We start from the raw sequence: 13,041 nt of genomic DNA on the forward strand, positions 1-13,041 counted from the left end.
AAACCCCAAATGGGCCGTGGCCAGCGCTTTTGTTGCGCGCGGACGCCGTCGTGCCGGGACCTGGACGTTTGCCTAGATCTCCGCTCTGAGCCGCTGGCTGATAACCGTGGAGACGCCGTCGCCGCGCATTGTGACGCCATAGAGGGCGTCGGCGACTTCCATGGTGCGTTTCTGGTGGGTGATGACGATCAGCTGGCTGGATTCGCGGAGTTCTTCGAAGATGGTGATGAGCCGGCCCAGGTTGGTGTCATCAAGCGCGGCCTCGACCTCGTCCATGACGTAGAAGGGCGACGGCCGTGCCTTGAAGATGGCCACCAGCAGCGCCACGGCCGTCAGGGAGCGTTCGCCGCCGGAAAGCAGCGAGAGCCGCTTGATTTTCTTGCCGGCCGGGCGGGCTTCGACCTCGATGCCGGTGGTGAGCATGTCGGTGGGGTCGGTCAGGACCAGCCGGCCCTCGCCGCCGGGGAACAACCGGGCGAAGACGCGGACAAACTGCCGGGAGGTGTCCTCGAACGCCTCGGCGAAGACCTTCTGGACGCGGTCGTCGACTTCCTTGATGATGTCCAGCAGGTCTTTGCGGCTGGATTTCAGGTCTTCGAGCTGGGTGCTGAGGAACTGGTGGCGCTCCTCAAGCGCGGCGAACTCCTCGAGCGCCAGCGGGTTGACCTTCCCCAGGGCCGCGAGGTCGCGTTCGGCGCGTTTGAGCCGTTTTTCCTGTTCCGCACGGACGAAGGGCTTGCCCTCGGAAATCTCGCGTCCGTCCTCGTCCACCGGGGCGCGGAGTGCGGCCCATTTGTCCGCCGAGTCGCCGGCAGGGACCGGGACGGGCTGGTCCGGTCCGTAGTCGGCTACGAGCTGCCCGGCAGTCAGCCCGAGCTCCTCCACGCTCTTCAGTTCCAGCGCCTCGATCCGCAGCCGCTGCTGCGTGCGGGCGAGCTCGTCGCGGTGCACGGAGTCGGTGAGTTCGGCCAGTTCGCGGGCCAGCGCGTCGTTGCCGCTGCGGACCCCGGCCAGTTCACGGTCCATGGCGTCCTTGCGTTCCTCGGCGCTGTCCCGCTCGCGGCGGGCCAGCTCCACGGACACGTCGATGAATCCGATGACCTGCTGCACGGCGACGGCGACGGCGGCGGCGCGCCGGGCCTGGAGCCGGCGGCGGCGGGCCCGTTCGGCGGCTTCCTCACGGGCGCGGCGTTCGGTGGCGGCGGCCCGTTCCAGCGACGCCGCCCTGTTTCGGGTGGCCGTGAGCTGTTCCTCGGCGCTGCGCAGGGCGAGCCTGGCCTCCATCTCGGCCGTGCGGGCCAGCGAGGCGGCCAGGGCCAGGGCATCCCGGTGCTCCGGGGAAGGTTCCTGCTCCGCGGGGGCCTCTGAGGCCGCGGCGAGCCGGGCCGCCACCGCTTCCAGCGCACCTTGTTCGCTGACAATCTGGGCCTCAGCCCTGGCCAGGGACGCGGCCAGCCGCTCACTTTCGGCGACGGCGCTGCGCAGCACCGCGTTCAGGTGGCCCAGGCGTTCGGCGACGGCCGCGAGTTTCGCGTCGGAGTCGTGGAGTTTCGCGAGGGCCGCGTCGGCACGGTCCTGGGCTTCGGCGCGCCGGGTCCGGGCGGTGGAGAGTGCGAAGCGGTTGCGTTCGAGCGCGGCGGTGACGGCGGCCAGCTTCGACGCGGCGTCGTCGACAGCGGCCTGGACTTCCAGCAGCGACGGCGCCGACGCGGACCCGCCGGTCACGGTCAGCGCCGTGAAGACGTCCCCGGTCCGGGTCACGGCGGTCAGCTCGGGACGCGCGGCGATCAGCTGCGCTGCGGCATCCAGGTCCTCGACGACGGCGACGCCGGCCAGCAGGGCGGGCAGCGGCAGGCCGGCGGCGTCCGGTGCCGCAGCCGACACAAGATCCACCAGATCGACAGCCCAGCGCGCGCCCGCGGGAAGCGTGCTGCCGCCGGTTAATGCATCGGCCGACAGCGCATCGGCCACCGGCGGCGGGGACCCGGCCGGGGGGCCGGCCAGCAGCAGCGCGGCACGGCCGGCGTCGTCCGCGCGCAGCAGCCGCACGGCAGCGGCGGCCGTCTGCTGGTCCCGGACCACCACGGCGTCGGACGCGCTGCCGAGTGCGGCGGCGACGGCGGCCTCGAATCCGGGATCCACGGTGATCATGGATGCCAGCGATCCCAGGACCCCGTCGGCCAGGTCCCCGGCTGCCGCGCCGAGCACATGCCCGGAGCCGTCTTTGCGGTTCAGGCCCAGCTGGAGGGCATCGCGGCGGGCCATGAGGGCACCACGTTCCCGCTCGCCTTCGCGCTCGGCCGCCTTCAGGGCGTCAATGTCGGCGATGATGGTTTCGAGGGCCTCGCTCGCGGCCTCGTAATCGGCGTCGAGCGATTCCTCGCCGTCCTCGACCCCTGCGACCTGCGCTTCCAGGGCCGTGAACTCGCTGTGCGCCTGGCGGCGGCGCTCCTCGCCGGCCTTTTGCGATTCGCGGAGACGGCCGAGCTCGGACTGGGCAGACTCGACACGGGACCGTGCCGCGCCGACCTGCCCGGCGAGCTTGGCCAGGCCTTCACGCCGGTCCGCGGCGGCCCGGAGCAGGGCCGCGAGCCGCTTGTCCTCGGCGGCGGCGGCCTGTTCCGCGGCGTGTTTGGCGGCTGTCGCGGCGTCCAGGGCCTCGGTGCGGTCCAGGATCTGCCGTTCCAGCCCGGCCTGCTCGTCGCGGACGCGGGCGGCCTGCTGCTCCAGCTGGTCCGGGTCCCGGCCTGGGTCCGGAACCACGTCCGCGGCGCCGAGCAGGCGGCGGCGTTCCTCAGCGAGCAAACCGAGGGAACGGAGCCGTTCGCGCCCGGAAGAGAGCGAATACCAGTTCTCCCGCGCGGCGTTCAGCGCGGGCGTGGCCTCGGCCGCGAGCCCTTCGAGGATGACCTGGCGCTGCCGCCCGGCCTCGAGGTCGCGTTCGACGACGGCGCGGCGTGCCTTGAGCGCCGATTCATCCGCCACGTCCTGCGCCAGCGCGGACTGCAGCGCAACGAGGTCGTCGGCCAGGAGCCGTGAGCGGGCGTCACGGACCTCGAACTGGACGCTCTGGGCGCGCCGGGCCACCTCGGCCTGTTTGCCCAGCGGGGTCAGCTGGCGCCGGATTTCGCCGGTGAGGTCGCTGAGCCGGGACAGGTTGGCCTGCATGGCTTCGAGTTTGCGGACCGTCTTTTCCTTGCGGCGGCGGTGTTTGAGGATGCCGGCGGCCTCCTCGATGAAGCCGCGCCGGTCCTCGGGGGTGGCGTGCAGGACCTTGTCCAGCTGGCCCTGGCCGACAATCACGTGCATCTCGCGGCCCAGGCCCGAGTCAGAGAGCAGCTCCTGGATATCGAGCAGCCGGCATCCCGCGCCGTTGATGGCGTATTCCGAGCCGCCGGTCCGGAACAGCGTGCGCGAGATCGTGACCTCGCTGTATTCGATCGGGAGGGCGCCGTCGCTGTTATCGATGGTCAGCGAGACGTGCGCCCTCCCGAGGGGCGGCCGGCCCGAGGTGCCGGCGAAGATCACGTCTTCCATCTTGCCGCCGCGGAGGGTCTTGGCTCCCTGTTCGCCCATGACCCAGGCCAGCGCGTCCACCACGTTGGATTTGCCCGAGCCGTTGGGGCCCACCACGGCGGTGACGCCCGGTTCGAATTCAAAGGTCGTCGCCGAGGCGAACGACTTGAATCCCCGGACGGTCAAACTTTTCAGGTGCAAGGCGCTTCGGTTCTCCTGGTCGGCGGACTGGTCCGCTGTCCGACGAAAGCATGATTCGGACGGACACGGGGGTTCCGGGGCGGCCCCGGATACTTACAATCTACTGCGCATCTGCGGCCATTCCGCGCAGAACCAGCGCGGAGCCGCCGCAGATGGCGGAGGCCGCATATGCGGGAATTGACCTGCACGGGGCATAGTTAAGCTCTCGGGCTTGTGAGCGGCCACCGCCGGAGCGCAGGACGGACATGAACAGGGGCTTGAATTGGTAGGCAATGCAACATTCCGGCACAGCAACACCGCTCTACTTTCGGTAAGCAGCGTCGAAGCTCCGACGATCGTCAGTTCCATGGATTTCGACCGCAGGCTGGCTTCGACCCTGCGGCGGCTGAGGGTCCCCCCGAAGCTGCTCGAACGGGTCGCGGGCATCACGCACCGGCGCTGGTGGGCCCCCGGGACATCGTTCGACGACGCAGCCATCGAGGCGGGGGCAAAGGCCCTGGCCGAGTCCGGCATCGAAGCGTCCGAGATTGGCCTGCTGATCAACACTTCCGTGACGCGGCGCAACCTCGAACCGTCCGTCGCGGTGAAGATCCATCACGGACTGCGCCTGCCTTCGTCGGCCATGAACTTTGATCTGGCCAACGCCTGCCTTGGCTTCGTCAACGGCATGACGCTGGCGGCCAATATGATCGACTCCGGCCAGATCAAGTACGCGATGATCGTCAACGGTGAGGATGCCCAGGCAACGCAGGAGGCCACCCTGGCCCGGCTGCAGCGGCCCGAGACGACCCGCGAGGACTTCAACCGCGAGTTCGCCACACTGACGCTCGGCTCCGGAGCGGCTGCGGCCGTCCTGGGCCCGGCGGACGAGCACCCCGGGGCGCACCGGGTCCTCGGCGGCGTGATGCGTGCCGGCACCGAGCACCATGAACTGTGCGTGGGCAGCATTGACGGCATGGCCACCGACACCAAAGGCCTGCTCGACGGCGGCCTGCAGCTCGTGGTCGATGCCTGGCACGAGGCCCAGCCGGAGTGGGACTGGGCCTCGATGGACCGGTACGTCACGCACCAGGTGAGCAATGCCTATACCCAGGCCATCATCAACGCCATTGACCTGGACCCGAACAAGGTGCCGATCACGTTCCCGCACTGGGGCAATGTGGGCCCGGCCTCCCTCCCCATGACCCTCGCGGCCGAAGCGCAGACTCTCGCCGCCGGGGACCGCGTGCTGTGCATGGGCGTCGGTTCCGGCCTGAACACCGCCATGGTGGAAATCGTTTGGTAACCGCCGACTGGCCCGGCGTCGACCCCGAATGGTCGCGCGAAATCGATGTGGCGTCCACCTCCGCCGCGGATGAGCCGGGCACCGTGCGCCGCTGGCACCTGCTGGACAACGGTGCCCAGCTCACGCGCCGCGGCCTGACACCTGCCGGCACCCTGCTGTGCGTGCACGGCAACCCGACGTGGTCCTACCTGTGGCGGACCCTGCTGGCCGCCGGATCCGACCCCGCACATCCGTGGCGCGTGGTGGCCGTGGACCAGCTGGACATGGGCTTCTCCGAGCGCACCGGCACGTTCCGGCGCCTGGAAGACCGGATCAACGACCTGGGCGACCTCACCGCTGCGCTCGGCCTGGACGGGCCGGTCGTCACCGTCGGCCACGACTGGGGCGGCGTGATCAGCCTGGGCTGGGCCGTGGCCCATCCGCAGCAACTCGCCGGCGTGGTGCTGACCAACACGGCCGTGCACCAGCCCTCCGGCGCCCGTATCCCGCCGGCGCTGCGGCTTGCCTTGCACCCTGCCGTGCACCGCTGGGGAACGACGGGGACGGACAGCTTCCTGCGTGTGACGCATGCCCTGGCCCGCCCGCCGCTCACCCCGGATGTCCGCGGCGCCTTCATGGCCCCCTACCGCGGCGCCGGCCGCCGCGCCGGCGTGGGGAACTTTGTCGCGGACATTCCCGCCGACGCGTCCCACCCCAGCTTTCCGACGCTCAGCCGCGTCGCGGAAGGGGTGCGCAGGCTGAGGGTTCCGGCCCTGATGCTCTGGGGCCCGCGCGATCCGATCTTTTCCGACCGGTACCTCAAGGACCTCATCGGCCGGCTGCCGGACGCGAAAGTTCACCGCTTCGAGGGTGCCGGCCACCTCGTCGCGGAAGACAGGGACATCGCCGCGCCCGTCTTCGAGTGGCTGGCCGAATGCGGCCCGCACAGCGGGCCGGCCGACGGACCGGCCAACGAACTGGCCGACGGCCCGTCCGACGACTCGATGCTGGAATTCGGGACCGGTCCCCTGCGGCCCGGCGCCGGGGTCCCGCCCCTTTGGGCGGCCCTCGCCGAGCTGGCGGCGGAACCAGCGGCCGGGGAGACCGCCGTCGCGGAAATGGCCACGGACGGCAGCGTCGCCCGCTCGCTCAGCTGGCAGGAGCTCGAACAGAACATCGCCGCCCTCGCGGCGGGCCTGCAGGACGCCGGTGTACGGAACGGCACCCGGGTGAGCCTGATGGTTCCCCCGGGCGTGGACCTGACCGTGGTCCTCTACGCCTGCCTGCGGCTCGGCGCGGTGGTGATCGTGGCCGACGCCGGCCTGGGCACCCGCGGCCTGAGCCGTGCGGTCAAGGGCGCCACCCCGGACTTCCTCATCGGAATCGACAAGGCCCTGGCAGCCGCCTCGGTACTTGGCTGGCCGGGACGGCGCATCAGCGTGCGGGACCTGCCGGCCCGGCGCCGCCGGCTCCTCGCCGTCGAGACCTCCCTGGCTGCCCTTGCCCGCCACGGAGCCGGCCTCAGCCCCGGACTCCCTCGCCCGGGCACGGCCCCGGTTCCGGACCCGGACGCCCCCGCCGCGGTGCTGTTCACCTCCGGTTCCACCGGGCCCGCCAAGGGCGTGGTCTACACTCACCGGCGGCTGGCGGCGATGCGCGATGCCGTGGCCGCGACGCTGGAGATCCGCCCGGGCGCACGCCTGGTGGCGGGCTTCGCGCCGTTCGCCCTGCTGGGACCGGCGCTCGGAGCCGTTTCGGTGACGCCCGCCATGGACGTCACCGCCCCCCGCACCCTGACGGCCAGCGCGCTGGCGCACGCCGCAGCAGCCATCGACGCCACGGTGGTCTTCGCCTCGCCCGCGGCGCTGCGCAACGTCCTGGCCACCCGGGCCGGCCTGAGCCGGGCCGGACACGAGGCCCTGGGGCGCGTGGAGCTGCTGCTCTCCGCCGGCGCGCCGGTCCCTGAAGCCCTCCTCGCAGAGGTGCAGCGGCTGCTGCCGCGCGCCTCGCTGCACACCCCGTACGGGATGACCGAGGCGCTGCCCGTCACGGACATCAGCCTCGAGCAGATCCGTGCCGCCGCGGCCGACGCCGCCGCCGGAACCATGGCAGGCGCCGGCAACGGCGTGTGCGTGGGCCGGCCGGTGCAGGGCGCCCGCGTGGCCATCATCCCGCTGGCCGCGGACGGCACCGCACCCGGGAACGAGCCCGTCAGGGAGGCCGGAGTGAGCGGGGAGATCCTCGTCAGCGCCCCGCACATGAAAGAAGCCTACGACCGGCTCTGGCTGACCCAGCGCGAGAGCGTCCGCACGGCCGGATGGCACCGCACCGGCGACGTCGGGCACCTCGACGCCGCCGGCCGGCTCTGGGTGGAAGGACGGCTTGTGCACGTCGTGACGGCTCCGGGCGCGGTGGTGACTCCGGTGGGCGCCGAGCAGGCCATCGAACGCCTGGCCGACGTCGGGATGGCAGCCGTCGTCGGGGTCGGTCCGCCCGGGACCCAGGCTGTCGTCGCCGTCGTCGAAACCGTTCCGCCGGTCCGCCGGGCCGGTCCCGCCGCGCCGCAGCTCGCCGGGCGGGTACGGGACGCGGCCCGTCAGGCAGGCGTCAGTGTCAACGCCGTGCTCGCCATCCCCTCCCAGCCGACCGACATCCGCCACAACGCCAAGATCGACAGGACGCGCCTGGCCCGGTGGGCCTCGGCGGTGCTGGCCGGCGGCCGTCCGGGCACGCCATGAGGGTCCTCGTCACCGGCGCCAGCGGACTGCTCGGCGGGGAAGTCGCGCGGCTGCTGGTGCGGCAGGGCCACGCCGTGAGCACGTTCCAGCGCCGTCCCGCTGGCGTCGACGGCGCCGCGGACCTCTCCGGGTCCGTCACGGACGACGACGCCGTCCGGCGCGCCGTCACCGGCGCCGAGGGCGTCATCCACCTGGCTGCGAAGGTCTCCTTCACCGGCCGCGCCGCGGATTTCGAGGACGTGAATGTCGAGGGCACGCGCCGCCTGCTCCGTGCGTCCCGCGAGGCCGGCGTGCGGGATTTGGTGTTCGTCTCCTCCCCGTCCGTAGCCAACTCCGGCGCCGCCATCGCCGGCCTGGGCGCCGAGCCGGCGGACCCGGCCCGGGCGCACGGCGACTACTCCCGCACCAAGGCCGAGGCTGAACTGCTGGCGCTGGCCGCGGATATGAAGGATTTCCGCGTCGCGGCGGTGCGCCCGCACATCGTCTGGGGCCCGGGTGACACGCAGCTCGTGGAACGGGTGCTGGAACGTGCCAGCCGCGGCCGCCTGCCGCTGCTCGATGCCGGTGCGGCCCTGATCGACACGACCTATGTGGACAACGCCGCTTCGGCCATCGTCGCCGCGCTTGACCGGGTGGAGTACATCCACGGCCGGGCGCTCGTGGTCAGCAACGGCGAACCCCGCCCGGTCGGTGAGCTGCTGGCGGGCATTTGCGCCGCGGGCGGCGTCCCTGCACCGTCGTGGACGGTGCCGGGCAGCCTCGCGCGGGCTGCGGGATCGGTGGTGGAGAAGGTGTGGTCCCGGTCCGGCCGGTCCGAGGAGCCGCCGATGACCAGATTCCTCGCCGAGCAGCTCTCCACCGCCCACTGGTTCGACCAGCGCGAGACCCGTGAACTCCTCAACTGGACCCCTGCCGTTTCGCTTGACGAGGGCCTGGCGAGGCTGGCCGAGTATTACGGTTCGCTTTGAGCGGCTCACTGCCGAGCTACCGGACCACCGACGGGGACGACCCGTGCTCAATGAAGAGGACGGGCTGTGCGGCCGGTTCCGTCTTAAGGGACCAGATGTTGCTGTCCACCTCTGAACCGTCCCGGGGTAGGCCGTACACCAGGGTGGAATTGTCCAGCCACTCAATCTGGTCGTCAATGCTCTCTTTCTCCGACAACACGGTTTCCGTGCCGCTGGCGAGGTCCACGACGGCGATGCTGCGGTGGCCCGTCAGGGTGCCGGTGTCGCTCTTCTTGTAGGCGATTCGGGTGCCGTCCGGGGAAACGGACGGGCATTCAACGCCGCTGCGGACCACGGTGAGCGTCCGGCCGGCAATGCTCCCCTGGACCAGCCAGATGTGCCCCTGCGAGGACGCCGTGGCGTAAAACACGTCGGGCTTTCCTGGCGCAAACGTGACCCCCCAGATGTTCCTGTCGGTGGCCTTGATCCGGCTCCCGTCCAGCATCAGGGCGAAGCCCTCGAGGCTGCCGCTGCTCTGGCCTCCCTTGTCCCGGATGACTGTTTCGGTGGAGAACCCGGCTGCGGAGTACGAATGGCCTGACACGAAGACGGTAGTGGCCATCAGCGACCCGTCGGCGCTGGTCCTTGCCCTATTGGGGATGCCGGGCAGCGGCCAGCTGCGCGTCTCCTGCCAGGTGCTGTTGTACACGGTGGCCTGGAAGTTGGTGGCCAGCCCCTGTTTGGTCTGCAGGCACAAGGTCTGGTCGTGCGTGCCGTAGACGCGGTCGCAGCTTGCCTCGCTCAAGGCACGCTGACCGCCGGGGCCAGACAGCGGCACTGTGGCGGCGGAGCCGAAACCCTGGCCTGGTGCGGTGTTGCGAAAGAGGACGAAAGGGGCCGCCGGCAGGGTTTTGGACGTGGTGACATCGACCGGCGGCGGCGCACTCTGGCTGACCTGGGCGTCTTGGAAGGCCAGTGCGGCGTAGATTCCCGCCGCCGCGATGGCGGCGGCGGTGATGAGCGTCAGCGCCGCGAGTCGCTTCCTGCTGATCGTGACCCGGGTCGAGGCTTCCCTTGCGGATGTGGATCCTTTTCCGGGCGGGCGCCCGGTGGATTGTTTTCCGGATGTGGATCCTTTTCCGGGCGGGCGCCCGGTGCGTGTGGCCGTCATGCACCGGCCTCCTGTGCACTAGCGGTACGCATCAGCACGGCCGCGGCCACGAGCGCCGCAGCCAGGCCGACGGCGGCCGTCGTCGTTGCGGCAGAGGCCCCGACGGCGAACCAGAGGATGCCGAAGCCAGCCGATGCCGCCATCCGGCACAGCGCCACTACTGTCTGGGCGGCCCCGATGCCGGTGGCCACTTTGTCCGGTCTGACCAGCCGGCTCGCCAGCGCGGCCAGCACGCCGTCGGTGGCGGCATAGAACACGCCCAGGAGGACCAGGCAGGCCACCGTGACGCCAAGACCGCCGAACGGCACCGCCGCCAGCAGGTAGCACGCCAGCAGCGCTCCGTGTCCGCCAAGGAACACCCTGGTCCTGCCCCAGCGGTCCGCGAACCGGCCCAGGGGAACGGCCAGGGCGAGGTAAACGACGTTGGTTCCGACATAGAGCAGCGGGAACCACTGCACCGCGAAGGAATCCCGGTCCTGGAGGACGAGGTAGATGAAGCCGTCCCCGACGGTCAGCAAGGCCAGGATCCCCGCCGTCACGAGCAGCCGGGTCAGTCCAGCATCCTTCAGCTGGCTCCACTTGAAGGCAGGGCGTGCCCGGTCCGGCCGCTGCGCCGTCCGCGGCGTCCTCCGGTCCGGCACCACCAGGACCAGGATGGCGACGCCGATCACGGCGAAGGCGAGCGAAACGACAAAGACGGTGCTGAACCCGTTGGGGATGTACAGGAGGATCAGGAACGCCAGGAGCGGCCCCGTTGCGGCGCCGACGGTGTCCAGCATGCGGTGCACGCCGAAGGATCTGGCCAGGTGCTCCGGCTGCGCAGCTGATGAGATCAGGGCGTCCCGCGGCGCGGTCCGGATGCCCTTGCCGATGCGGTCGCCTGTCACGATTCCGGTGATCGCCCAGAACCCGCCGGCGAACAGGAAGCCGATCCGGGCCAGCATGGACAGTCCGTAGCCGGCAACCGCCACCCGTTTCGGATGCCCCGTGCGGTCTGAGGCCCACCCGGCAGCAATGCGCACTACCGCGCTGACGCCCTGGTTGAGCCCTTCAATGAAGCCGAAGGCGATAGTTGATAGCCCGAGAAATCCGGTGATGTACAGCGGCAGAATGGCGGACACCGATTCCGAGGAGATGTCCGTGGCCATGCTGACGATGCCAAGCCACAGAATGACAGGCGAAAGCCGGAAGGCCACGCCCGGTCCGGACAGGGACTCCGTCCCTGTATCGGTGGAGTTCTTCTTGCCGCCGGTGCGGTCGGCCATCGAAATGTACACGGTGGCCTACCCCTGCGCACCCGGCGCCGTGTTGTCCCTCAGTGCTACCGTCCGCCGCGACGCATCAGCAGGTACGCGATCGGATTTCGGCACAGCAGTGTGTCGGCGGTTAACGCCGACGCGATAACAATTTCTATAGTCCCCAGCTCCCATGGCCACAGTTTGTCATCGGCCATGAGGGGTGCGTAAGCGTAGGACTACTTGTTTTTGGGCGCTCTACCAGCGGCCGTTACGGGGTCTGGGCTGGCAGACGGGACAGGTATAGGACGAGCGGTTCATAAACTGTTCCCGCTTCAGCAGGCTGACCCGGCCGGCGGCGGCGCAGCGCTTGCACTCCCGGCCCTCGCGGCCATAGGCGTTTAGGGACCGATCGAAGTACCCGGAGACGCCGTTAACGTTGACATAGAGCGAATCGAAGCTGGTGCCTCCGGCGGCCAGGGCATCCGCCATGACCTCGCGGGCGGCGTCGAGGACCCGCTGCGCGTCGGCGCGGCGCAGCGTGTCGGTGGGCCGGGCATAGTGCAGCTGCGCCTTCCAGAGGGCCTCGTCCGCGTAGATGTTGCCGATCCCGGAGACCAGGCCCTGGTCCAGCAGCGCCCGCTTGAGCCCGGTTTTGCGTGCCCGCAGGCGCCGGTAGAAGGTGTCGAATGAAAAGAAGGGGTCCAGTGGGTCCCGGGCAATGTGCGAGGCTTCCTCGGCGATGAGCGGCAGCGGTGTTTCGGCGAGGCCGCCGGGGCCGCCGTCGTCAGTGGGGACCAGCGACGTGAGGAACAGGCCGCCGAAGATGCGCTGGTCCACGAACCGGAGCTGCTCGGGCATGCCCTCGGCGAGGCTGAGCCGCAGCCTGACCTTGAGGTGTTTTTCGTCCGGAACGCCGGGGTCCTGCATCAGCAGCTGACCGGACATGCCGAGGTGGGCCATGAGTGCGACGGCGGGGCCCGGCTCAGCGGCCGGGACACTCCCGGACGGGGCGGGCGTGTCCGCCAGCGGCATCCAGAGGAATTTGCCGCGGCGGACCACGTCCAGGACCCGCGCGCCTTCAAGGTTGCCGGCAAAGTCTTCCGGTCCCAGGGCGTGCCGGCGCAGGGAGCGCGGGTCCAGGACCTCGACGGAGGCGATGGTCCGGCCCCGCACCCAGCTCACCAGACCGCGCCGGACCACCTCGACCTCGGGCAGTTCAGGCAACGCCGCCGCCTAGCTGCCGGTCTGGGACTGCAGCTGCTGCGGATCCGGCGCGGCCGGGGCGGTCAGCCGGCGCCAGGCGTCGGCGGCGGCTTCCTGTTCGGCCTCTTTCTTGGAGTTGCCGGTGCCGGTGCCGTAGTCCGTGCCGCCGATCCGCAGCACCGCCTCGAACGTCCGGGCGTGGTCCGGCCCGGAGCCGTCAACCGCGTAGTTAATGGTCCCAAGCTGCCGGCTGGCGGCGAGCTCCTGGATGGAAGTCTTCCAGTCGGTACCCGCGCCGAGGGCGGCGGCGTCCTTCAACAGCGGGCCGACCAGCCGCATGACCAGCTGCCGGGCCGTCTCGATGTCGTTGGACAGGTAGGTGGCGCCGATCAGCGCCTCCATGGTGTCCGCCAGGATGGAGGCCTTGTTCTTGCCCTCGGTGAGCTTTTCGCCCTGTCCAAGGTAGATGAACTCCCCCAGCCCGATGCTGCGGCCGATGCCGGCCAACGCCCGGGTGCTGACAACGGCGGAACGGCGCTTGGCCAGGTCGCCTTCGGGCAGCGTGGGGTTGTCACGGTACAGCGCGTCCGTCACGGAGAACCCCAGGATGGAGTCGCCCAGGAACTCGAGCCGTTCGTTGGTGGGGATGCCGCCGTTTTCGTAGGCATAGGAACGGTGTGTGAGCGCAAGACGAAGCGTCCCGGCGTCAATAGTGACACCGAGACGCTTCAGAAGCTCTTCAGTTGAAGACATCTTTTTCAGC

At 70.4% G+C, this 13,041-nt stretch carries 8 protein-coding genes; 3 read left to right on the forward strand and 5 right to left on the reverse strand.

The window, feature by feature from the left end; all coding sequences use genetic code 11:
- Positions 1–72: 72 nt before the first annotated feature.
- On the reverse strand, positions 73–3,717 hold the full coding sequence (gene smc, locus AC1DZV_RS09445; RefSeq protein WP_476953536.1) for a chromosome segregation protein SMC: 3,645 nt from the start codon (positions 3,715–3,717) through the stop codon (positions 73–75).
- Positions 3,718–3,979: 262 nt separating this feature from the next.
- On the opposite strand from smc, the gene AC1DZV_RS09450 reads away from it, so the two are divergent.
- From AC1DZV_RS09450 to AC1DZV_RS09460, 3 genes are read left to right on the forward strand one after another with little or no spacing between them, the layout of a single operon-like run.
- Positions 3,980–5,002 (forward strand): 3-oxoacyl-ACP synthase III, encoded by a 1,023-nt coding sequence (locus AC1DZV_RS09450; RefSeq protein WP_476951208.1) that lies wholly within the window; start codon positions 3,980–3,982, stop codon positions 5,000–5,002.
- Positions 4,996–7,719: an alpha/beta fold hydrolase gene (locus AC1DZV_RS09455; protein WP_476953537.1), complete on the forward strand. Its 2,724-nt coding sequence runs from the start codon at positions 4,996–4,998 to the stop codon at positions 7,717–7,719. The genes AC1DZV_RS09450 and AC1DZV_RS09455 overlap by 7 nt, the downstream gene beginning before the upstream one ends.
- On the forward strand, positions 7,716–8,687 hold the full coding sequence (locus tag AC1DZV_RS09460) for an NAD-dependent epimerase/dehydratase family protein (protein ID WP_476953538.1): 972 nt from the start codon (positions 7,716–7,718) through the stop codon (positions 8,685–8,687). The genes AC1DZV_RS09455 and AC1DZV_RS09460 overlap by 4 nt, the downstream gene beginning before the upstream one ends.
- Before the next feature lie 16 nt (positions 8,688–8,703).
- On the opposite strand, the gene AC1DZV_RS09465 is transcribed toward AC1DZV_RS09460, so the two are convergent.
- The 4 genes from AC1DZV_RS09465 to rnc all read right to left on the reverse strand — a co-directional run bounded on the left by AC1DZV_RS09465 (position 8,704) and on the right by rnc (position 13,031).
- On the reverse strand, positions 8,704–9,837 hold the full coding sequence (locus tag AC1DZV_RS09465; RefSeq protein WP_476953539.1) for a TolB family protein: 1,134 nt from the start codon (positions 9,835–9,837) through the stop codon (positions 8,704–8,706).
- Positions 9,834–11,033, reverse strand: coding sequence for an MFS transporter (locus AC1DZV_RS09470; protein WP_476953567.1), 1,200 nt, complete (start codon positions 11,031–11,033; stop codon positions 9,834–9,836). Before AC1DZV_RS09470 ends, AC1DZV_RS09465 begins: the two co-directional genes overlap by 4 nt.
- A gap of 297 nt (positions 11,034–11,330) precedes the next feature.
- Positions 11,331–12,299, reverse strand: a complete 969-nt coding sequence (gene mutM / locus AC1DZV_RS09475; RefSeq protein WP_476953540.1) for a bifunctional DNA-formamidopyrimidine glycosylase/DNA-(apurinic or apyrimidinic site) lyase — start codon at positions 12,297–12,299, stop codon at positions 11,331–11,333.
- Between the two features lie 9 nt (positions 12,300–12,308).
- Positions 12,309–13,031 (reverse strand): ribonuclease III, encoded by a 723-nt coding sequence (gene rnc / locus AC1DZV_RS09480; RefSeq protein ID WP_243177156.1) that lies wholly within the window; start codon positions 13,029–13,031, stop codon positions 12,309–12,311.
- Positions 13,032–13,041: the final 10 nt, after the last annotated feature.

The sequence above is a fragment of the Arthrobacter sp. P1_D12 genome (assembly GCF_056406175.1).